Here is a 17,538-nt window from a genome sequence, read left to right on the forward strand (position 1 = left end):
AGTCTGTAATTCGCGTCCAGGAATGCCGCAAAGGCCGGGCCGCACCCTCGATCAGGACATCCCCACATGGCATGAGAGAGGGCAGCAGACGACATGAGCGACATGCGTAAGCACACGGACGGCGGGGCGACCGCCCTGGGACACGACCTCCGGCGTTCGGTGCGCGGCCGGGTTCTGGTCAGGGGCGACGAGGGCTTCGACGCCGCGCGCGCTCCGTGGGACCCCGCCGTCGAGCAGAACGTGCTCGCCGTGGTGGAGGCCGAGGACGCCGCGGACGTCGCCGCCGTCACGGCCGTCGCGCGGCTCGCCGGCGTCGGCGTGGCCGCCCAGGCGTACGGCCACGGGCCCGCCGCGTTCGAGGGGGCGATCCTGCTCAGGACGGGCCGGATGCGCGGCGTCCAGGTGGACGCCGGGGCGGGGACGGCCCTCGTCGAGGCGGGCGCCCGGTGGGCCGACGTCCTGCCGGTCGCCGGCAAGCACGGGCTCACCGGCATGGCGGGCAGCTCCCCCGTCGTGAGCGCGACCGGCTTCACGCTCGGCGGAGGGCTGAGCTGGTTCGGCCGCGCGTACGGCTTCGCGGCCGACGCCGTACGGGCCTTCGAGGTGGTGGACGCCGACGGCGGACGCGGCCGGGTGACGGCGGCCTCCGACCCGGACCTGTTCTGGGCGCTGCGCGGCGGGGGCGGCGACTTCGCGCTGGTGACCGCCATGGAGATCGACCTGCGCCCCGCGCCCTCCCTGTACGGCGGGCGCCTCGTGTGGCCCGCGTCCTGTGCCCGGGAGGTGCTGGACGCCTACCGCTCGGTCACCGCGAAGGCCCCGGACGAGCTGAGCGTGTGGTTCCACCTGCTGCAGTTCCCGCCCTTCCCGGGCGTGCCCGAGCCGCTGCGCGGGCTCTCGGCGGTGACCGTGGAGGCGGCCTTCCTCGGCGAGCCCGAGGAGGGACGCGCGCTGCTGCGCGAGTTCGAGACCGTCTCCGGCGCGATCCTCGACACCCGGGGCCGCCTGGAGGTGGCCGATCTCGGCACGATCTGCGCCGAGCCGACGGACCCCACCCCGTCCCTGCTCCGCGCCGAGCTGCTGACGGCGCTCGACGACGACGCGGCCGCGGCGCTGCTGGCGTCGTCGGGTCCGGGCACGGTCGCCCCGCTGGCGTACGTGCAGCTCCGGCATCTCGGCGGCGCGCTGGCGCGGCCGGCGGAGAACGGCGGGGCCTGCGGCCACATCGAGGAGCCGTACCTGCTCGGGATGCTGGGCGTGCCCGGCTCCCCCGAGGAGACGGCGGCGATCGCGGACCGGCAGGCGTCGATCGCGCGGGCGCTGACCCCGTACACGAGCGGGCGCAAGCCGTTCACGTTCCTGGGACATGGGGAGGGCGCGGCGGCCGCGTTCCCCGGCGACGTGCTGGCGAGGCTGCGGGACCTCAAGCGCGACCGCGACCCGATGGGCGTGATCCGGGCCAACCATCCCGTCCTGGGCTGAGGTCCCCGCGTGTGTCCGGCCGTGTCCCCCTCCGCACGGCCGGACGGTCAGAGCTTGAGCACGTTGACGGCGCCCACGCCGCTCGTGAGGCGGACCTTCCGGGACGCGGAGGGGTCGTGGTCGACGTCGATCTTCCGTTCGCCGAGGGCGGTCTCCGCGGTCACGTCGTAGCTCTCGGCCGGGAGCCAGACCGTGGTCCCGCCGGTGCCGGCCTCCGCTCTGACGTCGTCGGGCGCCGTGGCGAACTTCAGCTTCACCTCACCCGTGCCGGTCTCCACCGAGACCTTCCGGCTGGCGAGACCGGTCGCGTCGACGTCGCCCGTTCCGGTGGAGAGATCCAGCGGGCCGCCGAGCGAGCGGAGCGTGATGTCGCCCGCGCCTGTGTCGATCTTCACGTCCAGCCCGCGCGGCACCTCGACGCGGTAGTCGATCCCGCACCTGTTGCAGTCGTATTCGAGGGTCAGCGTGTCGCCGTTCACCCGGTGCCCGTCGCGGGGCTTGTCGCCCTTCCAGCCCAGCGTCTCGGTGACGCGGATGCCGGGTGTGTCGGACGCGTTCACCGTCACATCGCCGACCCCGGTCCGCACGATCAGTGCGGCGACTTTCTCGCCGACCTCGTACGTCAGGACGTCGCGCTCGCCGCCGGTGAAGCGTATGTCACAGGCGGCGACGGTGAGGCCGAGACCGAGCGCGAGTCCCAGGACGGCGAAGCTCTTCCTTCTCATGCCCACGATTTTGCCGGGAGCGGGGCGGCCGCCCATCGGGGAATCCCCCTGCCCGCCCCTGAGAGCACCCCCGACATTGACCTTGCTCGCCCCCGGAGAGTACGGTTTCAATTCCACAATCCAGAACTTGTTTTCCGCATCATGGAAGTAAACCGCGTGGAAAGGGAGCCCGATGGAAGGCGTTGAGATCAGGGGTCCGCTGCTGGACCGGTTCGACGAGATCCTCACGACCGAGGCCCTCGGCTTCGTCGCTACCCTCCAGCGGGAGTTCGACGCCCGCCGCCGGGAGCTGCTCGACGCGCGGCGAGCCCGCCAGGCGGAGCTGTCCGCCGGGGGGACGCTCGGCTTCCTCCCCGAGACCCGGGACGTCCGCGAGTCGGAGTGGCGGGTCGCGCCCCCGGCCCCCGGCCTGGAGGACCGCCGGGTCGAGATCACCGGACCGGTCGACCGCAAGATGACGATCAACGCGCTGAACTCGGGGGCCAAGGTGTGGCTCGCCGACTTCGAGGACGCCAACGCCCCGACCTGGGAGAACACCGTCAACGGGCAGCTCAACCTGCGGGCCGCCCTCGACCGCGAGATCGACTTCTCCACCGGAGGCAAGACGTACGCGCTGCGACCGGACGCGGAGCTGGCCACGATCGTGGTCCGCCCGCGCGGCTGGCACCTGCCCGAGAAGCACGTCCTGGTGGACGGCGAGGAGGTGTCGGCGTCGCTCCTCGACTTCGGCCTGTACTTCTTCCACTGCGCCGAGCGGCAGATCGCCAAGGGGCGTGGGCCGTACTTCTACCTGCCGAAGATGGAGTCGCACCTGGAGGCCCGGCTCTGGAACGACGTGTTCGTCCGGGCCCAGGAGCTGCGCGGCATCCCGCGCGGGACGATCCGGGCGACCGTGCTGATCGAGACCTATCCGGCGGCGTTCGAGATGGAGGAGATCCTCTACGAGCTGCGCGAGCACTCCGCCGGCCTGAACGCGGGCCGGTGGGACTACCTGTTCAGCGTCATCAAGAAGTTCCGGACGCGGGGCCGGGAGTTCCTGCTCCCCGAGCGCAACGCGGTCACGATGACGGCGCCGTTCATGCGCGCCTACACCGAGTTGCTGGTCCGCACCTGCCACAAGCGGGGGGCGCACGCCATCGGCGGCATGGCCGCGTTCATCCCGTCGCGTCGCGACCCCGAGGTGAACAAGGTGGCACTGGAGAAGGTGCGCGCCGACAAGACCCGCGAGTCCGGTGACGGCTTCGACGGGTCCTGGGTCGCCCACCCCGACCTGGTGCCGGTCTGCCGGGAGGTCTTCGACGGCGTGCTCGGCGACCGCCCGAACCAGCTCGACCGGCTGCGCGAGGACGTGCGGGTCACCGCCGACGACCTGCTGTCGGTCTCCAAGACGCCGGGCGAGATCACCGAGGCGGGGCTGCGCAACAACGTGGACGTCGCCCTGCGGTACCTGGCCGCCTGGATGGGCGGGCTCGGCGCGGTCGCGATCCACAACCTGATGGAGGACGCCGCGACCGCCGAGATCTCCCGCTCGCAGATCTGGCAGTGGATCCACAACCACATCGAGCTCGCCGACACCGGCGCCGTCGTGACGCGCGAGCTGGTCGAGCGCATCATCGGCGAGGAGCTGGACAAGATCGCCGCCGAGCCCGGATACGACGAGAAGCTGTACGCCGAGGCGACCGCCCTGTTCAAGGAGGTCGCGCTCGACGACGACTTCGCCGAGTTCCTCACCCTGCCCGCGTACGCGCGGCTGCCGTGACATCCGGACGCCGGGCGTCCACCGGGTGACGCGCGGCCCTCGTTCCGGCGTCCGACGTGGAGCGGTCGCACGCCGGAACGAGGGCCGCTCGCCCCTGGCGGTGTCCGGTTCGCGGTGATGGGATGGATTGCTGACACCCTCCCCTCCCCTCGTGGGAGGGGCCGCTCCCCCGAAGGCGCACGTCTCGACGCCCAAGGAGTTCCGATGAGCGATGCCGTCCTCGACCGGCTGGCGGTCCTGTTCGGGGAGCTGCTGCCCGCCGGCGCGGTGATCACCGATCCCGTACGGCTGCGGACCTACGAATGCGACGGATTGACCTACCACCGGGCGATGCCGGGGATCGTCGTCATCCCCGACACCGCCGAGCAGATCTCCGCCGTGGTCCGGCTGTGCGGCGAGTACGGCGTGCCGTTCGTGGCGCGCGGGTCGGGCACCGGGCTGTCGGGAGGCGCGCTCCCCCGCACCGACGGCGTCCTGATCGTCACGTCCCGGATGCGGCGCGTCCTGGAGATCGACCTGCCGAACCGGCGGGCCGTCGTCGAGCCGGGGGTGACCAACCTGGCGATCACCGAGGCGGTCCGCGACCGGGGCTACTACTACGCGCCCGACCCGTCCAGCCAGCAGGTCTGCTCGATCGGCGGCAACGTCGCCGAGAACTCGGGCGGCGCCCACTGCCTGAAGTACGGCTTCACCGTCAACCACGTCCTCGGCCTGGAGGTCGTCACCCCGGACGGCGAGATCGTCGAGCTGTCGGCGCACGACCCGGGTTATGACCTGCTCGGCGCCTTCGTCGGCTCCGAGGGCACGCTCGGCATCGCCACCAAGATCACCGTACGGCTGTCGCGGGCGCCGGAGGCGGTCACCACCCTGCTCGCGGCCTTCGGGAGCATCGAGGGAGGCGGCGAGGCGGTGTCCGCGATCATCGCGGCGGGCATCGTCCCTGCGGCCATCGAGATGATGGACGCGCTGGCGATCGAGGCGGCCGAGGCCGCGGTCGGCTGCGCGTACCCGGCGGGCGCCGGGGCGGTGCTCATCGTGGAGCTGGACGGGCCGCGGGCCGAGGTGGCGCGGCAGTTCTCCGAGGTGGAGCGGATCTGCCGGGAGACCGGCGCGTTCGAGATCAGGGTCGCCGCGTCGGCCGAGGAGCGGGCCGCGATCTGGAAGGGACGCAAGTCCGCGTTCGCGGCGGTCGGCCGGATCAGCCCGGCGTACATCGTGCAGGACGGGGTGGTCCCGCGTACGGCGCTGCCGGAGGTGCTCGCGGGGATCGACCGGCTCCAGGAGGAGTACGGCATCCGCGTGGCCAACGTCTTCCACGCGGGCGACGGGAACCTGCACCCGCTGGTGCTGTTCGACGACGGGGTGCCCGGCCAGGGCGAGCGCGCCGAGGCGGTCAGCGGGCGGATCCTCGACCTCTGCATCGAGCACGGCGGATCGATCACCGGCGAGCACGGCGTCGGCATCGACAAGTCCCGATATATGCCGAAAATGTTCACGGAGGAGGACCTGGACACGATGCAGCTCGTCCGCTGTGCCTTCGACCCCCGCGGCCTGTCCAATCCGGGCAAGGTCTTCCCGACCCCGCGACTGTGCGGAGAGGTGCCGGGCGTCCGCAAGGGAGTCCACCCCCTGGTCGAGTCGGGCCGGGCGGAGCAGTTCTGATGAACGGCGAGACCGCCGCGGCGCGGGCCCTCGCCGCGACCGGCGTGACGATCCGCCCCGCCGGCCCGGACGACGCGGTCGCCGGCGTACGGCCGCGCTGGGTCGCGCTGCCCGAGACCCCGGATGAGATCGCGGCGGTGCTGCGGGCGAGCGCCGCCCACGACCTCGCCGTCGTCGCGGCCGGCGGCGGGACCAAGCTCCACTGGGGCGCCCCGCCCGAGCGGTGCGACGTGCTGGTCGACACCTGCTGCCTGAACGAGATCCTCGAACACGAGGCCGGTGACCTGGTGGTCCACGTCCAGGCGGGGGTGCCGGTCGAGACGCTGGCCCGGACGCTGGCCGGGAAAGGACAGGAGCTGGCCCTCGACCCGCCGCCGGACGGGGGCACCATCGGCGGGCTGCTCGCCACCGCGATCGCCGGCCCCCGCGCCTTCCGGTACGGCACCGCGCGCGACCTGCTCATCGGGATCACCGTCGTCCTCGCGGACGGCACGGTCGCCAAGGCGGGCGGCAAGGTCGTCAAGAACGTCGCGGGCTATGACCTGGGCAAGCTGTTCACCGGCTCGTACGGCACCCTCGGGGTGATCGCGGACGCGACGTTCCGGCTGCACCCCCTCCCGGCCGCCCGCGCGTGGGTGACCGCCGCCGGGACCGGGGAGATGTGGTCCGCCGGCATGGCGGACGAGATCGGCGCGATGGGCGCGGCCGTCGCCGGCTCGCAGGCCGAGCCGAGCGCGATCGAGCTCGACTGGCCCGACGTGAACGGCCCCTGCTCGGTCGCGGTCCTCGTCGAGGGGACGGCCGCCACGGAACGCGCCCAGGCCGTACGCGACCTGATGGGAGAGAAGGCGCAGGTCACGGACGACCCGCCGGAGTGGTGGGGGCGGCTCCCCCGGCCCGCCGAGGGTGTCCTGCTGGAGATCGGGACCGTGCCGTCGCGGCTTCCCGCCGTCTGCGCGCGCGCCTTCGTCGCGGCCGGCGCGACCGGCGCCCGCCCCGCCGTACGCGGGTCCCTGGGCTCGGGGGTGCTCCGCGTCGCGCTCCCCCGCGAGATCGGACCGGACGCGCTGGCGGCCTTCGTCGGCGCGCTCCGCGCCGAGGTCGGGGACGCGGGCCGGGTCGTCGTGCTCTCCGCGCCCGAGGACGTCGCGCGGGGCGTGGACCGGTGGGGGCACGTCGGCGCGCTCGCCCTCATGCGCCGGATCAAGGACCGTTTCGACCCCGATCGCCGGATGTCCCCCGGCCGGTTCGTGGGAGGGATCTGACCGTGGACCCCGAGCTGATCAAGGATTGCGTGCACTGCGGGTTCTGCCTGCCCACCTGCCCGACGTACGTGCTCTGGGGCGAGGAGATGGACTCGCCGCGGGGCCGGATCCACCTCATGGCGCAGCATGTCGAGGGCACGCCGGTCACCCCGGAGATGGCGGGCCACTTCGACGCGTGCCTCGGCTGCATGGCATGCGTGACCGCCTGCCCGTCCGGCGTCCGTTACGACCGGCTCATCGAGCGGACCAGGGTCGTGGTGGAGCGGGAGCACGTCCGCGCCCCCGAGGACCGGGCGATCAGGGAGCTGGTCTTCGCGCTGTTCCCCTACCGGCGGCGGCTGCGGGCGATGCGCCTGCCGATGCGGCTGGCCGCGCGGCTGGAGCCGTTCCTCGACCGGGTGAACCCGTCCCTGGGCGCCATGGCCGAGCTCGTCCCCCCGCCCGCCCGGCCGGTACGGCTGCCGCCGCGCGTCCACGCGATCGGACGGCGCAGGGCGACGGTGGGGATGCTCACCGGATGCGTGCAGAGCCAGTTCTTCCCGCACGTCAACGCGGCGACGGCGCGCGTGCTCGCGATGGAGGGCTGCGACGTCGTGATCCCGCCGCGGCAGGGATGTTGCGGCGCGTTGTCGCTGCACTCGGGCCGGGACGCGCGGCGGTTCGCCAGGCGCACCATCGCGACGTTCGAGCGGGCCGGCGTGGACACGGTCGTCGTGAACGTTGCCGGCTGCGGGTCGAGCATGAAGGAGTACGCCGACGTGCTCAGGGACGAGCCCGGGGACTGGGTGGAGCGCGCCGAGGCGCTGCGGGTGCGCGACCTCGCCGAATACCTGGTCGAGCTGGGGCCGGTGGCCGCGCGCCATCCGCTTCCGGTCACCGTGGCCTACCACGACGCCTGCCACCTGGCGCACGCGCAGGGGGTGCGGTCCCAGCCCCGGGAGCTGCTGCGCGCGATCCCCGGCCTGGAACTCCGGGAAATAGCGGAGTCGTCCGTATGCTGCGGGTCTGCGGGGACCTATAACCTTTTCCAGCCGGGGCCCGCCCGCGAGCTGGGCGACCGCAAGGCCGCGCACGTCACGGCGACCGGCGCCGACGTGCTGGTCTCCGCGAACCCCGGCTGTTCCATGCAGATCGCGGCCGCCATGCGCAGGTCGGGGAAGGGCGAGACGAGGGTGGCGCACACCGCCGAGGTGCTCGACGCCAGCCTGCGCGGGCTCGGCGCCGGAGCGCTGGGACGCCGATGAGCCGGCCGTCTCGCCGCTCTCGCCTCCGTCCTCCGGTGGCCGCCCGACGAGGAGACGGCGTGAGTCTCTTGAGCATCGACACGAGGACGGTGCGCCGGTGAGCGTGCAGAGCGTCGACCGGGCGCTCGACGTGCTGGAGGCGCTGGCCGGCCACGGCGGCGCGGCCGGGCTGTCGGAGATCGCGGCCCGGACCGGCCTGCCGTACGGCACGATCCACCGGCTGCTGCAGACGCTGCTCGCCCGCGGCTACGTCCGGCAGGAGACCGACCGCAGATACGCCCTGGGCGGCGCGCTCGTGCGGATGGGCGGGGCGGCCGAGCGCATGGTCGCCACCTGGGCGGAGCCGTACCTCGCGAAGATGGTCGAGCTGTCCGGCGAGACCGCCAACATGGCGGTGCTGGAGGGCGACTTCGTGGTCTATGTCGCGCAGGTGCCGTCGCCGCGGCGGCTGCGGATGTTCGCCGAGGTCGGGCGGCGGGTGCTCCCGCACAGCACGGCGGTGGGCAAGGTGCTGCTGGCCGACCGGCCGGACGCGGCGGCCGTCCTCGGCCGCACCGGCCTGCCGCGCCGCACCGACCGGACGATCACCGTGGCGGACGAGCTGCTGGCCGAGATCGGCCGGGTGCGCGAGCGCGGATACGCCATGGACCTGGGCGAGGAGGAGAGCGGCGTGCACTGCCTCGCCGTGCCGGTGCGCGGCGGCGGCCGGGTGCTGGCGGCGATGTCGGTCTCCGGGCCGGCCGAGCGGATCGACGCGCACGACCGCGAGGAGCTGGCCGCCTCCCTGCGCGCCGTGGCGGACGACTTCGGCTCCTCGGTCTTCGGCGCCTGACCCATCCGGCCCCGTCCTCGGCGAGGATGGGCACATGTGCCGAAGCATCAAGACCCTGCGCCCGCCCTTCACCGACGAGGTCACCGACGACGACATCAGGGCCGCGGCGCTGCAGTACGTCAGGAAGATCTCGGGGTTCCGCGCCCCGGCCGCGCACAACGCCGCCGCGTTCGAGCAGGCCGTCGACGCGATCACCCGGGCCAGCGCCGACCTGCTCGCCTCGATCGAGGTGCGCGGCGCCCGGTCGTAGCCCGGCGGGGCCGGGCAGGTGACGTACAAGCGGGGCCCAAGTCACCCTGCCGACACTTGGTGGCATGGGATTCCTTTCCGATTTCTTCCTGGCGCGGCAGCTCCGCAAGGGGCCGACCCTGCTCCTGCCGTACATCCCCGACCCGGCAGCGGTGCTGGAGACCGTGCGGCTGCACGCCCCCGAGGCCGGGCCGTACGGCGACGGCCTGAAGGCCGGCGACAACGTGTGGCTGCGCGGGCCGATCGCGCTCACGCCGGAGCTGGCCGCCAAGGCGGGCATTCCGCTGGGGTGGCAGGCCGCCTATGTCGCGGGCAACATCGACGACGAGACGGGCGGCGGATACGACCTGCCCATGGCCCTGACGGCCGGCCTGGCCGAGCGGTTGAAGGGCCAGGTGCATCCGCGTGAGCCGGAGCCCCCGGCGGACCTGGCCGAGGTCACGGGCGGGCGGCCGGTCCCGGTCGCCGACCTCGTCGAGTCGCTCGCCGACGAGCTGCCCGGACTGACCGCCCGCGCCGTGGCCGAGGGCGTCACCCTGCTGACCTGCGAGGGGAGCCCCGTGGAGATCCTCGTCGAGGAGGACGAGGACGAGACCGGCTACACGATCTGCGTGGACGACGGCGTGACCGGCCCCGGCCTCATCGGTACGGCCCGCCGCGCGGCCCTGGTCATCGCCGGACGCGGCGGCGGGATCGCCAGGGACCACAACGGGTTCCTGATCCGGGAGACGGACTGACCTCCCGCCACCGCCGGAGGGGGTCCGGCGGCGGGTATTTTCGGGGGCGCGTCCACCGGCGGAACAGAAGGGGAACTCGATCCGCGCGGGCGGCGGAGAAGAGGTGAAGGGCGCGCGGGCGCCCGCCTATCGCTGGAAGGATCGATCCTCCCCATGCCCACCGACGCCGGGGGTCCACCCCCGACACTCCTCTCAGAAGCCGGCGCGAACGGTCGGAAAAGGTGGTGAGCTCGACGGCTCCGCGTCCCTGGGGGCCGGTGTCCGCTCCGCGCGCCCAGTACGTCGAGACGGACGACCGCAGCGACGCCGGGCTGATCCGCGCCTCGCTGGACAGGCCGGAGGAGTTCTCCGGAGTGTTCGACCGGCACGCGGACGAGATCCACGCCTATGTCTCCCGCCGTCTCGGGCCGGAGCTCGGCCAGGCCGACGACGTGACCGCGGAGGCGTTCCTCGTCGCGTTCCGCAAGCGACACAGGTACGACCTGAGCCGCCCGGACGCCCGGCCCTGGCTGTACGGCATCGCGGGCAAGCTGATCTCCGGGCATCGCCGCTCCGAGACGCGCCGGCTCAGGTCGCTGGCCAAGGCCGCGGGCGGCGCCGACGGATCCGGCGCCACGCTCCACGAGGAGGAGCGCAGCGCCGAACGGGCGAGTGCCGCCGCGATGCGTCCCGCGCTCGCCGCCGCCCTGGCGCGGCTGTCCGCGGCCGAGCGGGACCTGCTCCTGCTCGTCGCCTGGGCCGACCTCACCTACGAGGAGACGGCCGAAGCCCTCAAGATCCCGATCGGCACGGTCCGCTCCCGGTTGCACCGGGTCAGGGCGAAGCTCCGCCGCCACCTCCACATTTCCGAGGAGTCACCCGCATGAACGACGAGATCGGCATGATCCGGCAGGCCCGGCCGGAGGCGGCGCCGTACTCGCAGGAGGCCAAACTCGCCGCCCGGCGCGCCCTGACCGGCCCGGCCGCGCGGCGGCGCAGGCCGTACGGCATCGTGCTCGCCGGAGCGCTCGCGGTGGCGGCGGCGAGCGTCGTCGCGGTCGGCACGTTCGTCCCCGGCACGAGGGACGCCGGGACGGGCCCCGTGAGCACGGCGAGCGCCGGCGGGCCGGCCGCGGTCACCCTGCCGAAGATCGCGAAGATGTCGGCGGAGGAGGTGCTCGGCCGGGCCGCCGACGCGGTGACCGACCTGCGCCCGCGCGACGACCAGTTCATCAAGGTCACGTCCCAGACGATGTACGGGGCGTTCCACGTCGGTCTGGATCCTCGAAGCGGCGATCAGGTGGATGAGAACCGCTACCTCTACCGGACCAAGCGGACGATCTGGCTCTCGGCGGACGGGACGAAGGACGGCGCGCTCAAGATCGAGCGTCTGGCGCCGCGCGCCTACCCTGGTTGGCCGCTTCCCGAGGAGGCGAACAGGGAGAAGCCGGGCACCGAGTGGAACAGGTTGCCCACCTGCGGCCACGTCTCCGAGACGGCGTACACCAGCCTGAAGAAGCTGCCGGAGGACGCCGAGGGCATGCGGGCCTACCTGTACTCCAGGGAGCACGGCGACAGGCCGGCGGACGCCGCCGCCTGGACGGCCGTCGGCGACCTGCTCAGGGAGACGTACATGCCGGCCGCGCAGCGCGCCGCGCTGTTCAAGGCGGCGGCGACGATCCCCGGCGTCACCGTCACCGAGGACGCCGAGGACGCGGCCGGCCGCAAGGGCATCGGCGTCGGACGGGTGTCGCTCGGCGTCCGCGAGGACATCGTCTTCCACCCCGAGACGTACGAGCTGCTGGGCGAGCGCGGCATCGTGGTGGACGAGAAGGAGGCCAAGGCACCGCTCGGCAGCCTGGTCGCGTCCACGGCCCAGCTCACGATCGCGGTCGAGGACGAGGCGCCCGAGGTCGACGACCCGCACGTGGGCTGCGGCTGATCTCCGGCTTCCGGCCGCCCGCATGACCTGAGGGCCCGCTCCGCATGGCCATGGGAGCGGGCCCCCGGCATGTCCGTCCGCCCCGGCTCGGGTACGGGGGCCACCGGGAGCGTGGCGAGCGGATCCGGACGGGCACACCACCCTCGGCCGCGGTCCCTCGGAGCGGGTGGCACGGCCCGAGTGCGGGCCGGATGTGCGGGACGGAGCGGCCGCCGGTCGTCACCCGGGCCGGTTCAGGCGCACTGCTCCAGCATGATCTCCTTGTCCTCGGGGGTCACCGGCAGGTCGTACTTGAGGGCGACCTGGGCGAACCTCACCGCGTACGAGCAGCGGATCTCGGGGATCGGCGGGAGCCAGTCGGCGGGGCCCGAGTCGCTCTTGGACGAGTTCATCGATCCGTCGACGGGCAGGAGGTTGAGCGGGTCGTTGGCGATCTGCTTCCGCTTGACGTCGCTCCACCGGGACGCGCCCATCTGCCAGTCGTACGAGAGCGGCATGACGTGGTCGATCTGGACCTCGGCGGCCTTCTCCTTGCGCCAGTCGATCGTCTTGCCGGTGTAGGGGTCGTCCAGGGTCATGGAGACCAGGATGCAGGTGGATCCTTCGCGATACTTCAGCTTCTGACCGTCCCGGCGGAGCAGGTCGTTACGGGTGTCGCAGCCGTTCCGGCCGAACGGCACGTCGTCCACGCTGTCGGCCCACGCGTACCCGAACTTGTTCCGGTCGTATCCATCCTTGCTGCCGCGCTTCTTGGTCGCGACCTTCTCGATGACCTCGCGGGCCTTCGCCTTCTCCTTCGCCGCCGTGATGGGCGCGAGTCCCGGTCTGGTCCCGTCGGGGTTGTCCAGCGGGCTGGCCCCCCGCCCGCTCCCGCCGGCCTTCGGCGGGGCGCTCTTGGCGAGGTGATCGACTCCGATGTCCTCTGTGTCCAGCGGCCCGCATCCCGCGAGTACGGCCGCCACCATCGAGAAACCGAGGATCGCCCTGGATCCACGTGCCCGCATTGCCACCCCTAGGTCAAGAAATTTCCTACCTAGGTATAGCAAAGGGTCAAGAAATAGTAATTATCGGCAAATGTCAGGTTTTGTAGTCAAGCTGGACATCGACCTCACTGAGGCGCGGAAGCCCCGGGAGCAGCTCCCGCGGAAGCCGGGGCCGCGGAAGGGGACTCCGGGGAATCGGGCGCCGCGGAGGCCGATGCCGTGGGAGCGGATGCCGCGGAAGCCGATGCCGTAGGGGACGCCGCGGGAGCGGACGCCTGGGCGGGCGTGGAGCCGCGACGCCACCCGCCGAGCAGGGCGCGGAAGGCCAGCCCGGCCGCGAGCCCCCAGAACGCGGCACCGATGCCGAACGGAGCGATCCCCGACGCGGTGACCACGAACGTGACCACGGCCGCGTCGCGTTCCCTCGCGTCCGCCACGGCGGCCTGGACCGCCGACCCGAGGGTGGCGAGCAGCGCCAGCCCCGCCACCGTCTCGATCAGCAGCGGCGGCGACGCGGCGATCAGTGAGACGGTCAGCCCGATGGACAGGCCGAGCACGATGTAGACGACGCCCCCCGTCACGGAGGCGATCCAGCGCCGATCGCGGTCGGGGTGGGCGTCCGGTCCCGCGGCCAGCGCCGTGGTGATCGCCGCGAGGTTGACGGCGTGCCCGCCGAAGGGGGCCACGGCCATCGTGGCGAGCCCCGTCGTCGTCAGGATCGGCCGCAGGCTCGGGTGATAGCCGTACGTCGCGAGCATGCTCATCCCGGCCACGTTCTGGGACGCCATCGTGACGATGAACAGCGGGATCGCGATGCCGACCAGGGCCCCGACGGAGAACGAGGGCGCCTCGACGGTGACAGCGGGCCAGAGTCCTCCGGCGTTCCCGGCCCTGGGCTGGGTGAGCAGGATGACGGCGACGGCGACGAGCAGCGCGCCCGGCACCGCCCATCTCCTGGCGAAGCGGAACAGCACCGCCCAGGCGACGACGATCGGGATCGCCGGCCCCGGGAACCGTACGACCGCCTGGACGGGGGCCAGGCACAGCGGCAGCAGGACCCCGGCGAGCATGGCACCGGCCAGCGGGGCGGGGATGGCGTGCAGCAGGCGGCTGAACCGGTCGGACAGCCCGGCCAGGACGAACAGCAGGCCGGTGACGGCGAAGGCGCCCAGGGCGGTGCGATAGTCGGCCCGGTGGTCCGCCCCGTCCGCCCCGACCGACACCAGCAGGGCGGCCCCCGGCGTCGACCAGGCGACGCTCATCGGCATCCGGTAACGCAGCCCGAGCCCGATCCCGAGAAGGCCCATCGCGAGGCACAACACGAGCAGCCCGGACGCGGCCTGTGCCTGGTCGGCCCCGACGGCGCGCAGCCCGGCCAGCACCACGGCGAACGAGCTGGCGAAGCCCACGATCGCGAGGACCACCCCGGCCAGGATCGGCTGTAGCACGCGCCCCATGACAGAACTCCGTTCGTTCCGTATACGGAACGAAGCTTACGCCCCCGCGTTCCGCATACGGAACGGCCCCCGGCGGCCTCGATACTGGGCTCATGAGGGAGAACTCCGCGGCCTTCGCCGCCGAGGTCGGCCGGCGCGTCCGGCGGTTGCGGGCCGAACGCGGCCTTTCACTGTCGGAACTGGCGCTGCGGGCCGGGGTCGGCAAGGCCACGCTGTCCGGGCTGGAGGCCGGCACCCGCAACCCGACGGTCGAGACCCTCTACGCGATCACCGCCCAGCTCGACGTCCCGCTCGCCGCCGTCCTCACCGACCAGAGCACGCCGTCGTCCGGGCCCGCGCGCGGGGCGGTCCTCCCGGAGGTCCTCCACGGGGACGCGGTCTCGGCCGCGCTGCTGGAGACCTTCGTGGACGGCCGTGTCACGACCGAGCTCTACCGGCTGCGGATCAGGCCGGGCCGGGTGCAGATCTCCCCCGCCCACCCGCTGGGCGCCGTCGAGTTCCTCACCGTCTTCGCCGGGACCGCCCGGGTGGGCCCGCTCGATCGCCCCATCGTCATCCCGTCCGGAGGCCACGCGAGCTGGGTGTCCGACGTGCCCCACATGTACGCCGCGGAGACCGGCGAGGACGTGCACGCCTCCCTCGTCATCCGCCACACCGCGCCCGCGCCCCGCGATTCGTGAGCATCCGGCCTCCGGAACGCGAAGGGCGCCCACACCGCCCGCCCCGCGAGCCGTCGCGCCCCAAGCCGTTCGCGGGGCACCGCAGGAACGCCGACCTTGAGAGCCTCCGCACCCGTCCCAGCCCTTCCGAAGCCGGAGAACGCCGAAGGGGCGTCCGTTCCGGTCGGATGGGACCGGGGCGGACGCCCCTTTCAGGAGCGGAAGCTCAGAGGCCGTACTCCTTGGAGATGCGCTCGTGCCGCTCCACCTCGACCCCGACCTCGCGGGCGAGGTCGAGCCAGGCGAGCGGGTGCACCCACTGCTCGGTCGCGTCGTCGAGCACCGCGTCCAGCTCGGCCGCGCTGACCGTGGGCGGCGTCGCGATCCAGCCGAAGACACCGGGCAGCCGCTCGCCGGTCGCGGGGTGCGTCACCTGGTAGTTCTCGTCGCTGTAGACCCACATGGGCCAGCCGCGCTCGGCGAGCAGCTCGTTGAACTCGGTCCACTCGTCCTCGGAGGGGGCCGCGCCGTCGAAGAACCAGCTCGTGTACCCGCCGGGACGCAGCATCGACACGCCCGCGAAGGGGATGACGAAGCTCTCGCGCTCCTGCGGGTCCTCCGGCACCGGCTCCAGCGGACGCGGGTCGATCACGATCACGTCGCCCGCGTTGTACTCCATGCCGCGCGGCTGCGGGATCGCCAGGCGCGCCGTCGCCGGACCGGTCCGTACGGCGAGCACCTCGCGCTGGCTGCCGTCGGGCGCGGGCAGGATGGCGCGGACGAGGTGCCACTCCTCCTCGATCGGCCCTTCCTCGGACTGGATCGGCATGCCCAGCTTGGCGGCGGCGGTGCGGACGGCGGGCCAGTTCTCGGCGGCCGTGGCCAGGACGATGATCCGCCAGATGTCCTCCTCCTCCGCGTCACCGGAGTCGAGGAGCGGCAGCATGATCTCGGCGCCCTTGGCGTTGTCGCCGAGCTGCTGCACGGCGCCCGACCAGAGGCGGCGGCCCTCGACCGCCGCCCCGGCGGCGACGGCCTTCTCCGCCTCGGCCGCGGTCTCCTCCCAGCGCTCGCGGGCGCGGTGCAGCCGGGCGAGGGCGAGGTGGGAGTGCCGCTCGGGCAGGCGGGCGGCGAGTTGCTCGACCCGCTCGTCCTGGTTCGCCTCGATCAGCAGGCCGGTCAGGTACGCGATGTCCTCGTCCCCGGCGGTGGCGGGGTCGCCGTCCTCGACGATCAGCTTCCAGTAGATGTCCGCCCCCGTCTGGGCGTATCCCAGGAAGCCGAGCGTGGTGGCGTGCCGGCGGGTGGCCTCCAGGTCGCGGCCGGACAGCGGCCAGAGCCAGCCCACCCACCGCTCCGGGTCGGCGGTGCGGCCGTCGGCGGCGTCGAAGTAGCCGACCAGCTCGTCCTGCGGCCCGGGGGCCGGGAGGAGGGGGGCCGCGTCGACGGCGGCGCGCAGCGCGGCGATCCGCTCGGGGAGACCCTCCGTGCTCCTGAGGTCGGCCAGCGCCGCCTCGGCCACATCGGCGAGCAGGCGGGCCTGCCACAGGCCCTGGCGGGCGACGGCCAGGTCACCGGCGGCCAGCGCCAGCTCGACCCGGGCCCGGTGCCCGCCCATCGTCTCGAAGTACGCGAGCCACTGGCGCAGCACCCGTCCGAGCTGCCAGCTGTTGGAGATGGAGCCGCCGCGGGCCAGCTTGGCGACGGTCCGCGCCCACTCCACCCACTCGCGGGGGTGCTCGCCGACCACGTCGAGGTCGGGCAGCGCCTCGACGGCCTCGTCCATGCGGCCCAGTTCGAGCAGGATGACGGTGCGCAGCAGCGCCTCGCGCCGTGCCTTGGCGACGGGGTCGTCCGGCTTGAAACCGGTCGCCGCGTCGAGCGCGGTCAGGGCGGCCTCGGCGCGCCCGTCGGCGAGCAGCGCGCGGGCGGAGACCGCGCCGAGCTCCCAGCTCGCCTCACGGCCGGCGGCCCGCAGCCGTTCGACCGCGGCCTCGGCGTAGGCGACCGCCTCTCCGGCCTTGCCCGCGTCGAGCAGCGCGGCGACGTACTGGGTGGTGAGCCCGGGGAAGGCGAGCGAGTCCGGCTCGACGCCGTCGAGGGCGGAGCCGATGGAGGCCAGCCGCTCGTCGGCGTACCCGGGGCCGTCCGTGTTCGCCTGGGCGATCGCCAGGGCCTCGGCCGCGGCGGACGCGGCGGGGCAGTCCCGCACGTCGTCACGCTGGGCGAACTCGACGAGCTGCCGCGCGTCGTCGAGCGCGACCGCGCCGTTGGCCCGGTCGCCCACACGCCCGATCATGTGCCAGTAGCGGGCGAAGAGCTCAAGCCACGGCCGGCCGAGCACCTCCGCCTGCTGGGCGATGGCCGGGGCGACGACGTCGAGCTGCCCGTACCGCCCTTCGAGGGCCTGCGCGGGGACGTCACCCAGCGCCACGGCCAGACCGGCGTTGCCGGCTTCGTGCAGTTCCCGCTGGGTGCCGCCGACCCAGGCCCAGATGTCCACGTCCATGAGGTGTCAGTCTGCCAGCTCACCGGGCATGCCCCAAACGCCGCGAGCCATGTG

At 73.3% G+C, this 17,538-nt stretch carries 15 protein-coding genes; 11 read left to right on the forward strand and 4 right to left on the reverse strand.

Annotation, left to right across the window (positions count from 1 at the left end):
- Window positions 1-93 precede the first annotated feature (93 nt).
- Entirely contained in the window at window positions 94-1,482 is a 1,389-nt protein-coding gene (locus tag AWQ70_RS20290) for an FAD-binding oxidoreductase (RefSeq protein WP_245647059.1), read from the forward strand.
- Between the two features lie 47 nt (window positions 1,483-1,529).
- Here AWQ70_RS20290 and AWQ70_RS20295 read toward each other — a convergent pair whose 3' ends face one another.
- Complete coding sequence (locus tag AWQ70_RS20295; RefSeq protein ID WP_157530202.1) at window positions 1,530-2,207, reverse strand: DUF4097 family beta strand repeat-containing protein; 678 nt, start codon at window positions 2,205-2,207, stop codon at window positions 1,530-1,532.
- 172 nt (window positions 2,208-2,379) lie between these two features.
- Between AWQ70_RS20295 and aceB the strand changes: the two genes are divergently transcribed.
- The 9 genes from aceB (at window position 2,380) to AWQ70_RS20340 (ending at window position 11,876) form a co-directional block, all read left to right on the forward strand.
- Window positions 2,380-3,966, forward strand: coding sequence for a malate synthase A (aceB, locus tag AWQ70_RS20300; protein WP_067178551.1), 1,587 nt, complete (start codon window positions 2,380-2,382; stop codon window positions 3,964-3,966).
- Between the two features lie 204 nt (window positions 3,967-4,170).
- A complete protein-coding gene (locus tag AWQ70_RS20305) occupies window positions 4,171-5,628 on the forward strand; it encodes an FAD-binding oxidoreductase (protein WP_067178552.1) in 1,458 nt (485 codons plus the stop codon).
- Entirely contained in the window at window positions 5,628-6,893 is a 1,266-nt protein-coding gene (locus tag AWQ70_RS20310) for an FAD-binding oxidoreductase (RefSeq protein WP_067178553.1), read from the forward strand. The genes AWQ70_RS20305 and AWQ70_RS20310 overlap by 1 nt, the downstream gene beginning before the upstream one ends.
- Before the next feature lie 2 nt (window positions 6,894-6,895).
- Window positions 6,896-8,137 carry a (Fe-S)-binding protein gene (locus AWQ70_RS20315; RefSeq protein ID WP_067178554.1) on the forward strand — a complete coding sequence of 414 codons (1,242 nt, stop codon included), beginning with the start codon at window positions 6,896-6,898 and terminating at the stop codon, window positions 8,135-8,137.
- Between the two features lie 97 nt (window positions 8,138-8,234).
- Window positions 8,235-8,969 carry an IclR family transcriptional regulator gene (locus tag AWQ70_RS20320; RefSeq protein ID WP_067178555.1) on the forward strand — a complete coding sequence of 245 codons (735 nt, stop codon included), beginning with the start codon at window positions 8,235-8,237 and terminating at the stop codon, window positions 8,967-8,969.
- Window positions 8,970-9,003: 34 nt separating this feature from the next.
- Window positions 9,004-9,219, forward strand: a complete 216-nt coding sequence (locus AWQ70_RS20325; RefSeq protein ID WP_067178556.1) for a DUF2277 domain-containing protein — start codon at window positions 9,004-9,006, stop codon at window positions 9,217-9,219.
- Between the two features lie 64 nt (window positions 9,220-9,283).
- Window positions 9,284-9,955, forward strand: coding sequence for a hypothetical protein (locus tag AWQ70_RS20330; protein WP_067178557.1), 672 nt, complete (start codon window positions 9,284-9,286; stop codon window positions 9,953-9,955).
- A gap of 224 nt (window positions 9,956-10,179) precedes the next feature.
- Entirely contained in the window at window positions 10,180-10,821 is a 642-nt protein-coding gene (locus tag AWQ70_RS20335) for an RNA polymerase sigma factor (RefSeq protein WP_245647060.1), read from the forward strand.
- Window positions 10,818-11,876, forward strand: a complete 1,059-nt coding sequence (locus tag AWQ70_RS20340; protein WP_067178559.1) for a CU044_5270 family protein — start codon at window positions 10,818-10,820, stop codon at window positions 11,874-11,876. The genes AWQ70_RS20335 and AWQ70_RS20340 overlap by 4 nt, the downstream gene beginning before the upstream one ends.
- A gap of 233 nt (window positions 11,877-12,109) precedes the next feature.
- Here AWQ70_RS20340 and AWQ70_RS20345 read toward each other — a convergent pair whose 3' ends face one another.
- Window positions 12,110-12,880 carry an HNH endonuclease family protein gene (locus AWQ70_RS20345; protein WP_067178560.1) on the reverse strand — a complete coding sequence of 257 codons (771 nt, stop codon included), beginning with the start codon at window positions 12,878-12,880 and terminating at the stop codon, window positions 12,110-12,112.
- Between the two features lie 104 nt (window positions 12,881-12,984).
- Window positions 12,985-14,316 carry a benzoate/H(+) symporter BenE family transporter gene (locus AWQ70_RS20350; RefSeq protein WP_067178561.1) on the reverse strand — a complete coding sequence of 444 codons (1,332 nt, stop codon included), beginning with the start codon at window positions 14,314-14,316 and terminating at the stop codon, window positions 12,985-12,987.
- Window positions 14,317-14,408: 92 nt separating this feature from the next.
- Between AWQ70_RS20350 and AWQ70_RS20355 the strand changes: the two genes are divergently transcribed.
- The gene (locus AWQ70_RS20355; RefSeq protein ID WP_067178562.1) at window positions 14,409-14,996 is read left to right on the forward strand and encodes a helix-turn-helix domain-containing protein; all 588 of its coding nucleotides are present in this window, start codon (window positions 14,409-14,411) and stop codon (window positions 14,994-14,996) included.
- 205 nt (window positions 14,997-15,201) lie between these two features.
- On the opposite strand, the gene AWQ70_RS20360 is transcribed toward AWQ70_RS20355, so the two are convergent.
- Window positions 15,202-17,484, reverse strand: coding sequence for a hypothetical protein (locus AWQ70_RS20360; protein WP_067178563.1), 2,283 nt, complete (start codon window positions 17,482-17,484; stop codon window positions 15,202-15,204).
- Window positions 17,485-17,538: the final 54 nt, after the last annotated feature.

It is taken from the genome of Microtetraspora niveoalba (assembly GCF_001570405.1).
Taxonomy (GTDB): Bacteria; Actinomycetota; Actinomycetes; order Streptosporangiales; family Streptosporangiaceae; genus Microtetraspora; species Microtetraspora niveoalba.